The 15132-nt window shown below is 66.7% G+C and carries 19 protein-coding genes; 11 read left to right on the top strand and 8 right to left on the bottom strand.

Annotated elements, in window-relative coordinates:
* Positions 1–62 precede the first annotated feature (62 nt).
* The 6 genes from ACQKLX_RS09630 to ACQKLX_RS09605 all read left to right on the top strand — a co-directional run bounded on the left by ACQKLX_RS09630 (position 63) and on the right by ACQKLX_RS09605 (position 4629).
* Positions 63–629, top strand: coding sequence for a hypothetical protein (locus tag ACQKLX_RS09630; protein ID WP_427361358.1), 567 nt, complete (start codon positions 63–65; stop codon positions 627–629).
* 74 nt (positions 630–703) lie between these two features.
* Entirely contained in the window at positions 704–1528 is an 825-nt protein-coding gene (lgt, locus tag ACQKLX_RS09625; protein ID WP_427361357.1) for a prolipoprotein diacylglyceryl transferase, read from the top strand.
* On the top strand, positions 1525–2622 hold the full coding sequence (locus ACQKLX_RS09620; protein ID WP_427361356.1) for a class I SAM-dependent methyltransferase: 1098 nt from the start codon (positions 1525–1527) through the stop codon (positions 2620–2622). The genes lgt and ACQKLX_RS09620 overlap by 4 nt, the downstream gene beginning before the upstream one ends.
* A 21-nt stretch (positions 2623–2643) precedes the next feature.
* Positions 2644–3408 (top strand): peptidoglycan editing factor PgeF, encoded by a 765-nt coding sequence (gene pgeF, locus ACQKLX_RS09615; protein ID WP_427361355.1) that lies wholly within the window; start codon positions 2644–2646, stop codon positions 3406–3408.
* 162 nt (positions 3409–3570) lie between these two features.
* On the top strand, positions 3571–3858 hold the full coding sequence (locus ACQKLX_RS09610) for a hypothetical protein (RefSeq protein WP_427361354.1): 288 nt from the start codon (positions 3571–3573) through the stop codon (positions 3856–3858).
* Positions 3859–3999: 141 nt separating this feature from the next.
* On the top strand, positions 4000–4629 hold the full coding sequence (locus ACQKLX_RS09605) for a 2-hydroxychromene-2-carboxylate isomerase (protein ID WP_427361353.1): 630 nt from the start codon (positions 4000–4002) through the stop codon (positions 4627–4629).
* Positions 4630–4639: 10 nt separating this feature from the next.
* On the opposite strand, the gene ACQKLX_RS09600 is transcribed toward ACQKLX_RS09605, so the two are convergent.
* Positions 4640–5389, bottom strand: a complete 750-nt coding sequence (locus ACQKLX_RS09600; RefSeq protein WP_427361352.1) for an SDR family oxidoreductase — start codon at positions 5387–5389, stop codon at positions 4640–4642.
* Positions 5379–6170 (bottom strand): glycosyltransferase family 2 protein, encoded by a 792-nt coding sequence (locus ACQKLX_RS09595; protein ID WP_427361351.1) that lies wholly within the window; start codon positions 6168–6170, stop codon positions 5379–5381. The genes ACQKLX_RS09600 and ACQKLX_RS09595 overlap by 11 nt, the downstream gene beginning before the upstream one ends.
* A 369-nt stretch (positions 6171–6539) precedes the next feature.
* On the opposite strand from ACQKLX_RS09595, the gene ACQKLX_RS09590 reads away from it, so the two are divergent.
* Positions 6540–7187 carry an outer membrane protein gene (locus ACQKLX_RS09590; protein ID WP_427361350.1) on the top strand — a complete coding sequence of 216 codons (648 nt, stop codon included), beginning with the start codon at positions 6540–6542 and terminating at the stop codon, positions 7185–7187.
* A 217-nt stretch (positions 7188–7404) separates the two neighbouring features.
* On the opposite strand, the gene ACQKLX_RS09585 is transcribed toward ACQKLX_RS09590, so the two are convergent.
* The 5 genes from ACQKLX_RS09585 to ACQKLX_RS09565 all read right to left on the bottom strand — a co-directional run bounded on the left by ACQKLX_RS09585 (position 7405) and on the right by ACQKLX_RS09565 (position 11139).
* Entirely contained in the window at positions 7405–8007 is a 603-nt protein-coding gene (locus tag ACQKLX_RS09585) for a glutathione S-transferase family protein (protein ID WP_427361349.1), read from the bottom strand.
* Between the two features lie 33 nt (positions 8008–8040).
* Positions 8041–8892 (bottom strand): 23S rRNA (adenine(2030)-N(6))-methyltransferase RlmJ, encoded by an 852-nt coding sequence (locus tag ACQKLX_RS09580; RefSeq protein ID WP_427361348.1) that lies wholly within the window; start codon positions 8890–8892, stop codon positions 8041–8043.
* A 4-nt stretch (positions 8893–8896) separates the two neighbouring features.
* On the bottom strand, positions 8897–9565 hold the full coding sequence (locus tag ACQKLX_RS09575; protein WP_427361347.1) for a ribonuclease T2 family protein: 669 nt from the start codon (positions 9563–9565) through the stop codon (positions 8897–8899).
* A 13-nt stretch (positions 9566–9578) separates the two neighbouring features.
* Positions 9579–10037, bottom strand: a complete 459-nt coding sequence (locus ACQKLX_RS09570) for a hypothetical protein (protein WP_427361346.1) — start codon at positions 10035–10037, stop codon at positions 9579–9581.
* A gap of 211 nt (positions 10038–10248) precedes the next feature.
* A complete protein-coding gene (locus ACQKLX_RS09565) occupies positions 10249–11139 on the bottom strand; it encodes a branched-chain amino acid aminotransferase (protein WP_427361345.1) in 891 nt (296 codons plus the stop codon).
* Between the two features lie 171 nt (positions 11140–11310).
* Between ACQKLX_RS09565 and ACQKLX_RS09560 the strand changes: the two genes are divergently transcribed.
* From ACQKLX_RS09560 to ACQKLX_RS09545, 4 genes are all read left to right on the top strand, one after another.
* Positions 11311–11832, top strand: a complete 522-nt coding sequence (locus tag ACQKLX_RS09560; RefSeq protein WP_427361344.1) for a MarR family winged helix-turn-helix transcriptional regulator — start codon at positions 11311–11313, stop codon at positions 11830–11832.
* Between the two features lie 25 nt (positions 11833–11857).
* Positions 11858–12370, top strand: a complete 513-nt coding sequence (locus tag ACQKLX_RS09555) for a hypothetical protein (protein WP_427361343.1) — start codon at positions 11858–11860, stop codon at positions 12368–12370.
* A 168-nt stretch (positions 12371–12538) separates the two neighbouring features.
* The gene (locus tag ACQKLX_RS09550; RefSeq protein WP_427361342.1) at positions 12539–13264 is read left to right on the top strand and encodes a response regulator; all 726 of its coding nucleotides are present in this window, start codon (positions 12539–12541) and stop codon (positions 13262–13264) included.
* A 5-nt stretch (positions 13265–13269) separates the two neighbouring features.
* Positions 13270–14718 carry an ATP-binding protein gene (locus ACQKLX_RS09545; RefSeq protein WP_427361341.1) on the top strand — a complete coding sequence of 483 codons (1449 nt, stop codon included), beginning with the start codon at positions 13270–13272 and terminating at the stop codon, positions 14716–14718.
* Positions 14719–14904: 186 nt separating this feature from the next.
* Here the strand turns inward: ACQKLX_RS09545 and ACQKLX_RS09540 are convergent, their stop codons facing one another.
* Positions 14905–15126, bottom strand: coding sequence for a DUF1127 domain-containing protein (locus ACQKLX_RS09540; RefSeq protein WP_427361340.1), 222 nt, complete (start codon positions 15124–15126; stop codon positions 14905–14907).
* Positions 15127–15132: the final 6 nt, after the last annotated feature.

The raw sequence follows: 15132 nt of genomic DNA, 5'->3' as shown, positions 1-15132 counted from the left end.
CTGTGCTTCAAGCGCCCCGCAAGGAACGGTAGAAACAGGCTCCGCTTCGGCCGGGGCCGCCAATGTCCATCGATGTTCTGACCAAGGCCGCGCTGTTCGTTTCGGCTTTCATGGCGGTGACGGCGCTCTGTGTCTGCCTGCAGCGGCGGCGGGCGCGGCGGCATGGCGAATGGCGCTATCTGACACCGGGTCCCTATTTCTGGCTCGGCCTGTTCGCCGGCCTGCTGATCACCGCCGTGGCGACGCTGGTGGTCGCGGCCGGACGGGTCGAGCGAAACTCCGGCCTGCTTTTCACCAGCGCCTTTGCTGGGCTCACGCTGTTCCTGGCGATCCAGGCCCTGATCGAGCAGGTGCGCTGGAACAGCCAGCGCATCGAGCGTCGCACGATCACCGGCCGGACGATCTCCCTGGGCTGGAACGAACTCGCGCGGATCGGCGTGGACTGGTCGAGCTATCTCTGGATTTCCTCCTTCGACGGACCGCGCCTGCGCATCTCGAGCTATGACAACGGCTTCGACGAGCTCGGCCAGATGATCCGGGACCACCTGCCGACAGACCTGCCGCCGGCCTCGCCGGAACTGGGCGCCGAGCCGATGCTGGCGGAGGCACGAGCGCGCGGGCGGGCTTGAGCGCGGCTCTCTGACCTCTTGACCCGGGCCCCGCGCCGCCTGCATCACCTCAGCGCGCAACCCGGACCTTGCCCATGCCCGTCTTCGCCATTCCCTTCCCGGTGATCGATCCGGTCGCGCTCCAGCTCGGGCCGCTCTCGATCAAATGGTACGGGCTCGCCTATGTCGCCGGGCTGCTCGGCGGCTGGTGGTATGCCCGCAAGCTCGCCGCAACCGAGACACTCTGGGGCGGACGCAAGCGGCCGGAGGTCGATTCGCTCGACGATTTCCTGCTATTCGCCGCGCTCGGCGTGGTGATCGGCGGCCGCCTCGGCTTCGTGCTGTTCTATAATCTGCCCGAATATCTCGCCGATCCGCTGGAGATCTTCGCGGTCTGGAAGGGCGGCATGTCCTTCCATGGCGGGCTGATGGGCGCCGCGGCGGGCCTCTGGGTCTTCGCCCGGCGCCGCGGCTATCCGCCCCTCTCGGCGCTCGATCTCGGCGCCGTGGTGGCGCCGATCGGCCTGTTCCTCGGCCGCATTGCCAATTTCGTCAATGGCGAGCTCTGGGGCCGCCCCGCCCCGGACGTGTCCTGGGCGATCGTGTTTCCGCATGGCGGGCCGGTGCCGCGCCATCCGAGCCAGCTCTACGAGGCGTTCAGCGAAGGGCTTCTCCTGCTGGTGATCCTGATGGTCGTGGTCCGCGTGGGTGGGTTGAAGCGGCCGGGCCTTGCCGCCGGACTGTTCGGCATGGGCTATGGCATCGCCCGCACTACCTGCGAATTCTTCCGCGAGCCCGATCCGCAGCTCGGCTTCCTGTTCGGGACGAGCTGGCTGACCATGGGCATGGTGCTCTCGGTGCCGCTGTTCCTTGCCGGTCTGTTCCTCGTCCTGCGGCGGAAGGGGCCGGCAGCAGCGTGAACGCTCTGGCGCAGGAGCTGGCAGAGCTGATCCGCCAGGACGGACCGATCAGCATATCCCGTTACATGGCGCTCTGCCTCGGCCATCCCGGCCATGGCTACTACATGAAACAGTACCCGTTCGGCGCCGACGGGGACTTCACCACCGCCCCCGAGATCAGCCAGATCTTCGGCGAGCTGATCGGAATATGGGCCGCGAGCGTCTGGCAGGCGATGGGCGCGCCGGACTCGATCCGCCTCGTCGAGCTCGGCCCCGGGCGCGGCACGCTGATGCAGGACATGCTGCGGGCGGCGCGGGCCTTGCCAGGTTTCCGCGACGCGCTGTCGGTTCACTTGGTCGAGACCAGCCCGGTGCTGCGCGAGCGGCAGAGACAGACGCTGGCGTCGAGCGGCACAGCGCCGCAATGGCATGACCGGATCGAGCAGGCGCTGGACGGCCCGGCGATCGCTGTCGCCAACGAATTCCTCGACGCGTTGCCGCTCGACCAGTTCGTCCGCACGCCGGAGGGTTGGCGCGAAAGGCTGGTTGGATTGCACGGCGAAGGCGGACTCGCCTTCGGTCTGGCGGCCGAGCCCGACACTTCCCTCTCGGTTGCGGCTCCCGCCAACTCCGTACTGGAACAACCTGCCGCGGCGCTGGAGACCGTCGCGCTCGTCGCCCGCCATGTCGCAACCCAAGGCGGCGCGGGGCTGTTCATCGACTACGGCCCAGCCCACTCCGGCTTCGGCGACACGCTGCAGGCGCTGAAGCGCCACGCTTTCGTCGACGTCCTGGCCGAGCCTGGCGATGCCGATCTCACCGTCCATGTCGATTTCGCCCGAATGGCACAGGCGGGCCTAGCCGCGGGGGCGGCAGTCCATGGTGCTGTCGCGCAGCGCGATTTCCTGTTGGCGCTGGGGCTGCGACAGCGGTTCGAGGCGCTAGTGCGTCGGGCGACTGAGGCGCAAGGCGAGGCACTCGCCCGCGGCGTCGAGCGACTGATCGAGACCGGGCCGACGGCGATGGGCGAGCTCTTCAAGGTCCTGGCGGTCGCCGACCCGAAGCTGCCGCTCCTGCCCGGATTTGACCTTCATCGCCTGCCAGAGCAGGGCTGACCTCACAATGGATGCGCCGCCATGTTCATCACCTCCCCCGACCTCGCCAACGAACCCGGCATCCGCCACGCCTTCTTCACCCGCGAGGGCGGTGTATCGACCGGGATCTACGCCTCGCTGAACGGCGGGCTCGGCTCGAACGACGATCAGGCAGATATTGCCGAGAACCGCGCCCGCATGGCCGCGCAGATGAACGTCGAGCGCGACCGGCTGGTCAGCGTCCACCAGGTGCATTCGCCGGATGTCGCCGTGGTCACCGGCCCCTGGCCGGCAGAGCGGCCAAAGGCCGATGCGATGGTCACGATCGCTCACGGTGTCGCGCTCGGCATCTCCACCGCCGATTGCGGCCCGATCCTGTTCGCCGATGCCGAGGCCGGCGTGATCGGTGCGGCCCATGCCGGCTGGAAGGGCGCCTTCACCGGCGTGATCGGCGCAACCGTGACCGAGATGGAGAAGCTCGGCGCAAGGCGCGAGCGAATCATCGCCGTGCTCGGGCCGACGATCAGCGTCGCGGCCTATGAGGTGGGCCCGGAATTCATCGAGCGCTTCAAGGGCGAGAACGCGACCTTTTCCCGCTTCTTCCACGCCTCGGAGCGGCCGGCGCATGCGATGTTCGACCTGCCGGCCTTCATCGCCCATCGCGCGCAGGAGGCCGGCATCGGCCGCTTCTACGACATGGCTCTGTGCACCTATGGCGATGAGGCGCGCTTCTTCAGCTATCGCCGCACGACTCACCGGCAGGAGGCCGATTACGGGCGGCTGATTTCGGCGATCGCGCTCGGATAGGCCCTGCTCGAACCAGCCCGCGCGGGGAAGCGGGTGACGATTCCGGTGGTTAATTCCGCGCAACGCCGCGTTGCAAGGCCAGCTTTCGTCGATGTCGAGTTGCGCACATTTTGACGCAGGCGCATCCTTCCTCGGCCATCTCACTTGGCTGAGGGATTGAACATGGAACAAATCCTGATGAATCTGGTCGCAGGCGCGATCGGTGGCAATGCGGCCGGCAAGGCCTCTCCTACGTTTGATATCGGTACCATCGGCAACACCATCGCCGGCCTGGTCGGCGGCGGTGTACTTGGCCAGCTCATCCCCATCGTGTTGCCGGCGATCTCGGCTGCAGCGATGGGCGGCAATCTCAGCGTCGGCAGCATCCTTACCAACCTGATCAGCGGCGGCGCGGGCGGCGCGATCCTCACCGCGATCATCGGCGCCATCAAGAACAAGGCTGCGGCCTGAGTCTTCCACCGCGGCGCTGCCACCTCGGCGGCGGCGCCCCTGCTCTGCCGATCGGAGCGATCACGACAACTGACGGCGGGCGAACTTGCGGAAGCCCGCCCTCAACGGGCAGGTTGCGGCTCCTTTTTGCCGAGAGCTCCGATGTCCCGCCAGATCGACTATTACTTCACGCTCCTCTCGCCCTGGACCTATCTCGGCCACGGCGCCTTCATCGAACTCGCGAAAGAGCACGACCTCTCCGTCCGCTATCGGCCGACGCCGCTGCGCTCGGTCTTCGACGAGACCGGTGGCTTGCCGCTGCCAAAGCGCCATCCGGTGCGCCAGCGCTACCGCATCCTCGAATTGCAGCGCTGGCGCGCCAAACGCGACCTCCCGCTGACACTGTTCCCGAAGTTCTTCCCCTATGACGTCTCGCTGGCCGACAGGATCGTGCTGGCGATCGTCGCACGCGGCGATGATCCGGCCGGCTTCATGGGCGAAGTGCTCACCGATGTCTGGGCGCGCGATCAGGACATGTCGCAGCCCGAGCTGATCCTGGCCGCGGCGAAGCGCGCCGGGCTTGATCCCGCCGGCCTGATCAAGGCGGCCGGAGGCGAAGCGACCAGCCAAGCCTATCAGGCGGCGATCGCGGAGGCGGTCGAGACCGGGGTCTTCGGCGCGCCAAGCTATGTGCTGGACGGCGAGATATTCTGGGGGCAGGACCGACTCGACCTCCTGGCCGATGCGCTTGCCAGCGGCCGGGCGGCCTATCGCAACGACGCGGCGATCTAGATGGCCTCTCTCAGTCGACGATGTCGGGCGTACGCCAGGCGATGTGCTGGCCGGCGTCGACAGCGATCATCTGGCCGGTGATCGCCCTGGCGCGAGCCAGATAGAGCACCGCCTCTGCGATGTCGCCGGCCTCGACCTTGCGGCCGAGCGGCGTGCCGCCGGCTTCCGCCGCCAGCAGCGCCTCGCCGTCATGCGGATTGGCGAAGGTCGGGCCGGGGCCGACGGCATTGACGCGAATGCGCGGCGCCAGTGCCTGCGCCATCGTCGTCGTGGCGGTCAACAGCGCTGCCTTGGTCAGCGTGTAGGAGTAATATTGCGGCGTCAGCTTCCAGACACGCTGGTCGACGATATTGACGATCGCCCCCTGGCGGTCGGCCGGCAGACGTCCAGCCATCGCGCCGGCGAGCACCGAGGGTGCCCGCAGATTGATCGAGAACTGGCGATTCCACGTCGGGACATCCAGTGCCAGCAAGTCGTCGACCAGGAAGCTCGAGGCGCTGTTGACCAGCAGGCTGACCGGACCGAGCGCGGCCTCGGCTTCCGGCACGATCCGCTCGACCGCTGTGGGATCGACGAGATCGGCGACGATGACACAGGCCCGGCCGCCTGCGTCGACGATCTCTCCCGCCAGCGCCAGCGCCTCGGCGCGTGAGGTGTTGCAGTGGATCGCAACCGCGTAGCCGGCGCCAGCCAGGCGCAGGACGATGGCGCGGCCGATGCGCCTGGCGCCGCCGGTGACGAGGGCGACCTCAGCCGCCATGTCCGTTGCCGTTGGTGCTGCGGCGCTGGAGCCGGCGCTCCCAATGCTTGGCGACGCGCAGATAGCGATAGAAGGCATAATTCATCGCGGTCATGAAGCCGTAGACCCCGCGCAAGGCGTGACGCCGCCCGATATAGGCCTTGATGAAGTTCGCCGGAAATTCCGCGACGAGGCGGAAGACCGAGAGCGTCTCGCCACGCGCATCGAGATCGTCGGCCTGCGCATCGCTATAGGCGTTGAGCTTCTGCATCTGCTCGCCGAGCGAGCGCACCGAATAGTGATGGATCGTGCCCTTGAGCTTGCCGACCTTGGCGCCGGGCTTGAGGTCGACGCGATCATGCACCGGGGATGGCGAATAGCGTCCCTTGTCGGCCCGGTAGAGACGAACCGGCGAGAGCGCATAGGCGAAGCGATGCGGTGCCCCCTCCCCCGGGAATATCTCGGCGATGCGCAGGCGATAGGCGTCGCTGGTCGGCTCGCCCCTGGCGAACAGCGCGGCGATCTCGTCGGCCAGGTCCGGCGGCGTGACCTCGTCGGCGTCGAGGTTGAGCAGCCAGGGATGGCGGCACTGCTCTTCGGCGAAACGCTTCTGCGGGCCATAGCCCGGCCAGGCGCGTTCGATCACGCGCGCGCCCAGATTCGCGGCGATGGCCTGGGTGCCGTCGGTCGAGCCGGAATCGATCACGACGATGTCATCGCTGAGGGCGCGGACTGCAGCTATCGTGCGTCCGATGCGGTCGGCTTCGTCGCGCGCGATGATGAAGATCGAAAGCGGGGGCACGCAGGTCTCGGCGGAAAGGCGGGGCGAGTCGGCTAAAGCATGTGCTGGGGCGGTCCGCAAGCAGTCGACGCATAACGGGACTGCACCGGCGATGGAACCAAAAGCCGACTTGGGCGATTATGTGATGCCCGTCCGTAGTCGTTCCCGTTGCGTTAGTATTCGGTTAGGCATTCAGACTACCTTAACAATGCCTAACCGAAATTGATCAATATGCCTTGCCTGTTCCGGATCGTGCCGCAATTTCGCCTCGGTCTGACAAGCAGATGTGTTCTCGCCGCAACAGACACGGCCCGCCACCTGCCTTATAACGAGGCTACTGAGATCACCCGCCGGCCAGCGCCGGAAAATGCGATGACTAAGGAGTTTGTCATGAAGAAGTATCTGCTCTCGGGCGTTGCGGCCCTCGGCCTGCTCGCCGCCGGCGCTGCCTCCGCTGCCGACCTGCCGAGCCGCAAGGGCCCGGTCGTTGCCCCCGTTTACGCTCCCGTCTTCACCTGGACCGGTTTCTACGTCGGTGCCAACGCCGGCTACGGCTTCGGCAACGTGAACGCCAACGGCTTCGCCAATGTCGGCGATCTCGACGGCTTCGTCGGCGGTGGCCAGCTCGGCTACAACTACCAGATCGGCCAGTTCGTGGTCGGCGCGGAAGCTGACTTCCAGGGCGCTGACCTCAGCAGCGGCAGCAACCTCGGCCTGGTCAACGTCAAGACCGAGTACTTCGGCACCGTCCGCGCTCGCGCTGGCGTCGCCTTCGACCGCTTCCTGGTGTACGCCACCGGTGGTTGGGCTTACGGCAACGTCAAGACCTCGATCCCGGCTCTGGCCTTCTCGTCTGACCGTACCCACACCGGCGGCTTCGCTGTCGGCGGCGGCGTCGAGTACGCCTTCACCAACAACCTGATCGGCGGCGTCGAGTACCTCTACGTCGACCTCGGCGAGAAGAACATCGCTGGCGCTGCCACCAAGGTCGGCACCGACTTCTCGGTCGTCCGCGCCCGCCTCAGCTACAAGTTCTGATTTTCTCCTCACGGAGACAGAGCGAACCCGGTGGCTTCGGCCACCGGGTTTTTTGTTGTTTGTCGAGTCGAACTGTCATTTCAGGCGTTGAACTCCGGACATCCGCCATTGCGGGCACAGCTAAGCGCTCCGAGCGACGGCGAACGTTGGCTTGCCTGGATTGCGTGAGCGTTGCGCCTTTCGCGACGACGATTCAGCTGTCTGCTCGAAGACTGCTCTAGCCCTTGAAGCGCGTCGCCTCGAAGGCCGGCACCTTGACCGCGAAACCGTCGAGCCAGGCGGCGAGCGCCGGATGGTTGGCACGCCAGGCTCCTTCGAAGCGCAGGTCGAGATAGCCGAGGGCGCAGGCGAGCGCGATCTCGCCGATGCGCGGCCGGTCGTAGACCGGCGGCATGGCCTCGAGCGCCGCAAGCGCGCGAGCAACCTTGCCGGCCTGGTTCTCCGTCCAGGATTGGCTGCGCACCTCGGCGGCCCGCAGGCGAACCTCGTAGACCTGGAGCAGCCCGGCATCGCAGATGCCGTCGGCAAGCGCCTGCAGGCGCAACTGCGCGAAGCGCGCCTCCCCTGCCGGAAAGAGCTGGCCGCCGCCGGCGAGCTGGTCGAGATATTCGGCGATCACCCGCGAATCGAACAGCGTCGAACCGTCCTCGAAGACGAGTGTCGGGACCTTGCCGAGCGGGTTCTGGCGGCGCAACGATTCCGCCGGATCGTTGGTGTCGGCCGGCACCACCTCGACCCGCTCCTCCAGTCCGAGCTCGGCGATGGCGATCTTGATCTTGCGGCCAAAGGGCGAGGTCGGGGAGGAGCGCAGGATCAGCATCGGAGCAGCCTTCGGGTTCGCGAGAGAAAGCAATCAGCCGTCGGGGCGGATCGCCTCGCAGCGATAGCGCGGGCGCGGCCCTTGCGCGAGACGTTCGCACAAGGCCGGCAGCAAAATCTCGGCCTCCTGCGCCAGCAACCAGGGCGGATTGACGACGAGCAGCCCTGTCGCACTGAGGCCGCCGGCCGCATCCGGACGGTCGACGTCGATCTCGAGCCGGAGCAGACGACCGATGCCGGCATCGAGGATCGAATCGAGCAACCCCTCCACCGCACGCTCGTCCTTGAGCGGATACCACAGCGCATAGATGCCGGTCGGCCATTTGCGATGCGCGGCGATGAACTCGGCGGCAAGTGTCGCGAACTCGTCCTTCTCCTCGAAGGGTGGGTCGATCAGGACGAGGCCGCGCCGCTCCTTCGGCGGGACATTGGCGCGCAACGCCGTCCACCCGTCGATCTCCAGAGCCTTGCAGCGCTCGTCGCGGCCGAGCGCCTGGGCGAGCTTGCGATAAGTGTTCTCGTGAAGCTCAGCCGCGATCAGGCGGTCATCGGCTCGCATGGCATGGCGGCAGAGCCAGGGCGAGCCGGGATAGGTTTCCGCGCCATGCCGCGTACGCATAGCAGCCAGCGCCTCGCGCCACGGCCTCAGCAAGTCCTCGACCTTGGGCGCGAGGGGCGCCTGCTCGAGTCGCGCGACGCCATCGCGCCATTCATGCGTCTTCAGCGCCTCCTCGGAACCGAGATCGTAGCGGCCGGCGCCGGCATGGGTATCGATCACCCGCCAGGCTTTGTCCTTGGCGTTGAGATGCGTGAGGATGCGCATCAGCACGACATGCTTGAGCACATCGGCGAAATTGCCGGCGTGGAAGCCGTGGCGATAGTTCATCGACTCAGCGGATCGCGTTGACGCGGAAGTCCCGCGCCCGGCAGCCCGAGCGGTCGACCTCCTGGCATGAGCGGAAGCCGCGCAGGTCCTTGCTGAAGCAGATCCGGACCTCCTCCAGCACGCCGCGCCGGCAGGACACCGACATCATGTCGGTGCGCAGGCCCGGATTGGCGTCGACGAAGGCGCGTTCCAGATCAAGCGACGTCCAGCTCCGGTCGCTATCGGCCGCCGTCAGCGCCGGCGGAATCTTGATCTTCTCGCGGGCGCGGCGGACATCGGCGAAGTAGTCGGTCGGACTCGAGCCCGAGCACGTGCCATGCTTGCGCCACTGATAGCGCGCGAGACTCTCGGTCGGAAACAGGCCCTCGACCTGATCCATCGCCATGCGCGACGGGCTCCGGCCGAAAGCGCCGCAATCGCTCGGATAGCCGCGCTCATATTGCGGCCAGAGCCCATGCACGACGAAGCCGAGATTGGCGCCCGGCGCACATTGCTCGCGATTGCGTCCGCGCCCGCCATCGATCTCGCAGAAGCCCGGCGACCAGGACAGCGCGAGCACGTAGAAATCGAAATCGCCCGGCGTGCCGCCGCGATCATAGCGGCCTTGCGCCGAGGCCGTGCCGCCGAGCGCGCATAGGGCCAGCAGGCCGGCGACGATTCGCTTCAGTCGCATGGCTGCGACCGGATCAGGGGCGGGCCATCTTGCAATCGGGCGCATAGGAGCGGTGGCGGTCAAGCCCCGAGACGCACCAGTTGACGTTCCAAGTGTAGCCGAACAGGCCGAGATTCTCGCGCACCGAATAATCGACACGGCGCAGCACGCCGTCATTGGTCAGCACGCGCGCCGTGCAGAACCGGCGCGGAATGAAGTCTTCACCCCAGGGACGCCAGGCGACCGGCCGGATGCGGTCGAAACTGCCGAGTTGAAGCGGGCCCCAGAACTTGGCCTCGCGCGAGTTGAACCAGCTGGTGATCTCGCCGAGCACGGCCGGGTCCTCGCAGCCCGGCAGGTTGCCGTACATCGGGATGATCCGTTCTTCCGCCCGGTCGGCGGGATTGACGTAGCGGCCGCCCGCCGCCTCGGCGGAAAGGCCAGTCAGGCAGATCGCGGCAGCAAGGACGGAACGGAGTGAAACGCGGCGCATGGGGGCCTCGTAAGGGAGGAGATCGCTGCCGGCACGATGGCGACGGGGCCGGCCATGGTCAAGGCGGCACAGCGCTCACTTGTCCTGTCGCGCGGCATCTGTGGCATTTCGATCCGGCTGCCGGCCGGTCACAGCTCCCTGGCAGGGCTGCCTATGATGCGTCGCAAGCTCGTCATGCTCGCCGGAGGCGAGCATGACGAGCTGGATGTGATCAGGCCGCGGCCTTGGAAGCCTGCCGGACCTCGTCCGAATAGTCTTCCATGATCACCTTGCCCATATTGCCGGTGACGAACTTGTAAGGGCCGATCTCGGAGACCAGCGTCACCTCGGCGGCCGAGCCGGTGATGAAGCACTCGGCGAAGCCTTCCAGCTCCTCCGGCCGGATGCGGCGCTCGACCACCTCGAAGCCGCGCTTCCGGCACAGATCGACCACCGACTGGCGGGTGATACCGTTCAGGAAGCGGTCAGCCAGCGGCGTGTGGACCACGCCGTCCTTGATGAAGAAGATGTTGGCGCCGGTGCATTCGGCGACATTGCCTTCCCAGTCGAGCATCATCGCATCGGCATAGCCGGCGCGCTCCGCCTTGTGCTTGGACAGCGAACAGATCATGTAGAGCCCCGCTGCCTTGGCATGGACCGGCGCGCAGGCCGGGTCGGGCCGACGATACTCGGCGAGGTCGAGGCGCACGCCCTTCAGCTTCTGCGCCATGTCGAACATGCTCGGCCACTCCCACACTGCGATCGCCGTGTGGATGGTGTTGTTCATGCCCGAGACCGCCATCATCTCCGAGCCGCGCCAGGCGACCGGACGGACATAGGCGTCCTTGAGGCCGTTCTCCTTCAGGCAGAGATACTTGGCGGCATCGATCTCGGCGACCGAATACGGGATCGTGAAATCCATGATCTCGGCCGACTTGTGGAAGCGCTGCGAGTGCTCGGTGCACTTGTAGATGACGCCGTCATAGGAGCGCTCGCCCTCGAAGACGCAGGAGCCGTAGTGCAGGCCATGGGTGAGTACGTGCACCTTGGCCTCCTTCCACGGCACGAGCTTGCCGTCGAACCAGATGACGCCGTCGCGCTGGTCGAAAGGAATGACAGACATGGTACAGTCCTCCAGGTGCTTTTCTTGCAGGCACTCCGCCACAGGCCGGAAGGGCGCGCAAGCGCGGGATTTTTGCTGCGCCGGAACTGGCGCTCGCGACATAATCGGTCGTCCCACGTGCTTGACCGGTAATCTTACGTCTGAGATATGTCAACAAGGCTGACATAAAAAATGAGCGTGACGGTGAGCACACCCGTATTGCACCCAGCTTCTGCCGCCACGCCCGAGGCGCCGCGCGCCGACGTCCCCTATGAACTGATCGAACTGTTCTTCTTCGCCTATCGCGACTTCGTCGGCGACCCCGACCGCATCCTCGCCGATTACAATTTCGGCCGCGCCCATCACCGCGTGCTGCATTTCGTCCAGCGCCGGCCCGGGCTGACCATCGCCGAACTGCTCGACATCCTGCAGATCACCAAGCAGAGCCTCAACCGCGTGCTGAAGGAGCTGGTCGAGACCGGTTTCGTCGAGTCGCGCACGGGCACGCAGGACAAACGCCAGCGCAATCTCTACGCCACCGAGGCCGGCCGCGAGCTTGCGGTGAGGCTGGCGCAGCTCCAAGGCAAGCGCATCAACGGTGCCCTCGCCCAGGTCGGACCCGAGGCGGGCGAGATCGTCGCACGTTATCTGGCGGGCTTGATCGACCCGTCCGAGCGCAGGAAAGTGCAGGACCTGCTCGCCGGACCGCGGTGAGACGCGACGACAGCACGGGATGACGATGCGCAGGATTCTCTTCGGCCTCGCCGCCTTTGCGAGCTTCGTGGCCGTGGCGGCGGCACAGGACGTGACCGGAGATCTCAAGGGTCCTGCCGCCGAGAGCGTCGCCCGCTATCTCAAGCAGACCCGCATTGCCTGCTTCACCCGGAAGGGCGAGCAGAAATGCCCGATCATCGACATGGCCACCAATGCCAGCCTGTTCCATGGCAGCTTCGGCAACGATCCGACACCCCATGCGGTCGCCTTCGTCGGCTATCAGTACGACCAGACCGGCAACGCCGTGAGCCAGATGGCGATCGTGTTCAAGGAAGCCAGCGGTCGCTGGACTGCGGTCGACCGCGCCGACGAGACAGTTGGCACGGAGCCGCGCCAGGTCCGGTTCGGACAGGGCGTCATCACCTATGTCGGCACGGTGCTCGGACCGAACGATTCTCGTGCCAGCCCGACTGGGCACGGCCGCTTCAGCCTGAAGGTTACCGACAGGGGCGTCACTTTCAGCAAGGCCGGTCGGTAAGATCGGATCGATACGGGCAATCGCGCCCCGCTGAAAGCGTTGCAGAACGTTAGACAATGTTATCTGAGACCTGACCAAGCTCGGGCCAGTGCCCGAAAAGCCTGTGCTATCCTCATGGAAAGGACATGGCGCGCCCAGCCGGCGCCGAAGGCGGAAAAAGGAGCCCAGATGGCGGCCAGCGTGCTCAAGCCAGTGCCCGACGAGGCCCCGCATATCCTGGTGGTCGATGACGATCGCCGCCTGCGCGACCTGCTGGCGCGCTTCCTCGGCGACCACGGCTACCGCGTCACCACCGCCGCCAGCGCCGCCGATGCCGATACCCGGCTCGGCCATCTCGTCTTCGACGCGATGGTGCTCGACGTGATGATGCCGGGCGAAAACGGCTTCGACTTCGCCCGCCGCCTGCGCCAGACTTCGCAGGTGCCGATCCTGATGCTGACCGCCCGAGCTGAGTCGGGCGATCGTATCAACGGCCTCGAGATCGGCGTCGACGACTATCTCGCCAAGCCCTTCGAGCCACGCGAATTGCTGCTGCGCCTCGGCAATGTCCTGAAGCGCAATGCCCAGCCCGAGGCGCCCGCTGCCCCGACGCGGCCCGACTATGTCCGCTTCGGCCCCTTCATCTTCGGTCTCGCCCGTGGCGAACTGCGCCAAGGCGAGGACTCGATCCGCCTGACCGAGCGCGAGCGCGAGATCCTGACGGCTCTGGCCGAGCGCGCCGGCGAGCATGTCCCGCGCGAGCAGCTCGCCGCCCAGGGCTCCGCCGCCAACGACCGCACCATCGACGTACAGATCAACCGGCTGCGCCGGAAGATCGAGCGCGACCCGGCCGACCCGCTCTATCTCCAGACCGTACGCGGCATCGGCTACCGCCTCGTCGTCGACAGGATCTGACCGGCATGGCGGACGCTTCGCTCAGGCGTCGTCTCGTCCCGCTCGCGGCGCGGACGCTGGCCAGGCTGCGCGCTGCCGGCAACAAGGGCGCGTCGGCGCTCTTGGCCGTGATCACACCGCTATGGCGCCTACCGGACCGCTGGCTGCGGCCGGTCGCGCGCATCATGCCCAAGGGGCTCTATCCGCGCGCCCTCGTCATCGTCATCGCGCCGGTTGTGCTGCTGCAATCGGTCATTGCCTATGTCTTCATGGAGCGGCACTGGCAGACGGTGACGCAGCGGCTGTCCTCGGCGGTCTCCTCCGAGATCGCGACGCTCATCGACGTCTATGAGAGTTATCCGCAGGACGAGCAGGCGACCGTGCTCGGCCGTATCGCCGAAGAGCGGCTCGGCATGGATGTCGAGATCCTGCCCGATACCGACCTGCCGGCGCCCGGCACCCGCCCCTTCTTCTCGCTGCTCGACAGCGCGCTCTCGGCCGAGCTCGCCCAGCAGGTCAAGCGGCCCTTCTGGCTCGACACGGTCGGTCGCTCCAGCCTGATCGAGATCAGGATCAAGCTTGGCAAGGACGTGATGCGGGTGCTGACCCGCCGCAGCCAGGCCTATGCCTCGAACAGCCACATCTTCCTGCTCTGGATGATGGGCACCTCGCTGATCCTGCTCACCATCGCGGTGCTGTTCCTGCGCAATCAGATCCGCCCGATCCTGCGCCTGGCCGACGCCGCCGAGGCCTTCGGCAAGGGCCGCGACGCCGATTTCCGGCCGCGCGGCGCGCGCGAGGTCCGTCGCGCCGGCAACGCCTTCATCGAGATGAAGCGCCGCGTCGAACGCTCGATCGGCGAGCGCACCATGATGCTGAACGGCGTCAGCCACGATCTGCGCACCATTCTGACCCGCTTCAAGCTCTCACTGGCCCTGCTCGAACGCTCGCCCGATCTCGATGCGCTCGAGAAGGATGTCGACGAGATGAGCCGCATGCTCGAGGATTATCTCGCCTTCGCGCGCGGCGATGCCGGCGAGGCGCCGGTCGAGACAGACATCCGCGCCTTGCTCGAAACGCTCAAGGCCGATGCCGAGCGGCAGGACCACCAGACCGAACTCACCGTCGTCGGCGATCCGCTCGTCGTCGTCCGGCCCGATGCGATCCGGCGCCTGCTCACCAATCTGGTCTCGAACGCCGCGCGCTTCGGCGACCGCATCGCCATCCGTGCGACGCATGATGCGCGCTATCTGATCGTCATGGTCGACGATGACGGGCCGGGCATCCCGCCGGAGCTGCGCGAGGATGTGTTCAAGCCGTTCTTCCGGGTCGACGAGGCCCGCAATGTCGACGGCGGCGGGACCGGCCTCGGCCTCGCCATCGCCCGCAACATCGCTCGCTCGCATGGCGGCGACATCATCCTGAGCGACTCGCCGCTCGGCGGCCTGCGCGCCACGGTCAGGCTGCCGGTCTGAGCGGGCTGGCCGGCGGGCGCGGAACCACGCCGTCTTTCCGGGGCTTTGCGCAGCAAAGAGCCCGGAACCCATGAACATGACGCTCCAGATAAGGACGCGAAAACTGCTGCGTCCTTATCGGAATGGCCAGTGTTGATGGGTTCCGGGCTCACGCCTTCGGCGCGCCCCGGAATGAGCGGAGCGATTTCAGTGCCGCCACGGAGCCTTACGAGCCGTGTCGTTCACCCGCTCGACATCGCTGCGCGACAGGGCGATGTCATGGAGCGCCGCGTCGTCCATGCGATAGAGCGCCCGGGCGCTGGCCCGCGCGGTCAACCAGTCCTCGAAGCGCAGGAACAAGCCAGCAAGGCCATGTGCGACATGGTGCGAGGAAAGCGAAAGATTTTCTGTGGTGGCTCCGGCCGGCATAACGGC

Origin of the sequence: Allobosea sp. NPDC003192 (assembly GCF_050275675.1) — a bacterium.
Classification (GTDB): domain Bacteria; phylum Pseudomonadota; class Alphaproteobacteria; order Rhizobiales; family Beijerinckiaceae; genus Allobosea.
This window is presented reverse-complemented; position numbering and strand designations above follow the sequence as displayed.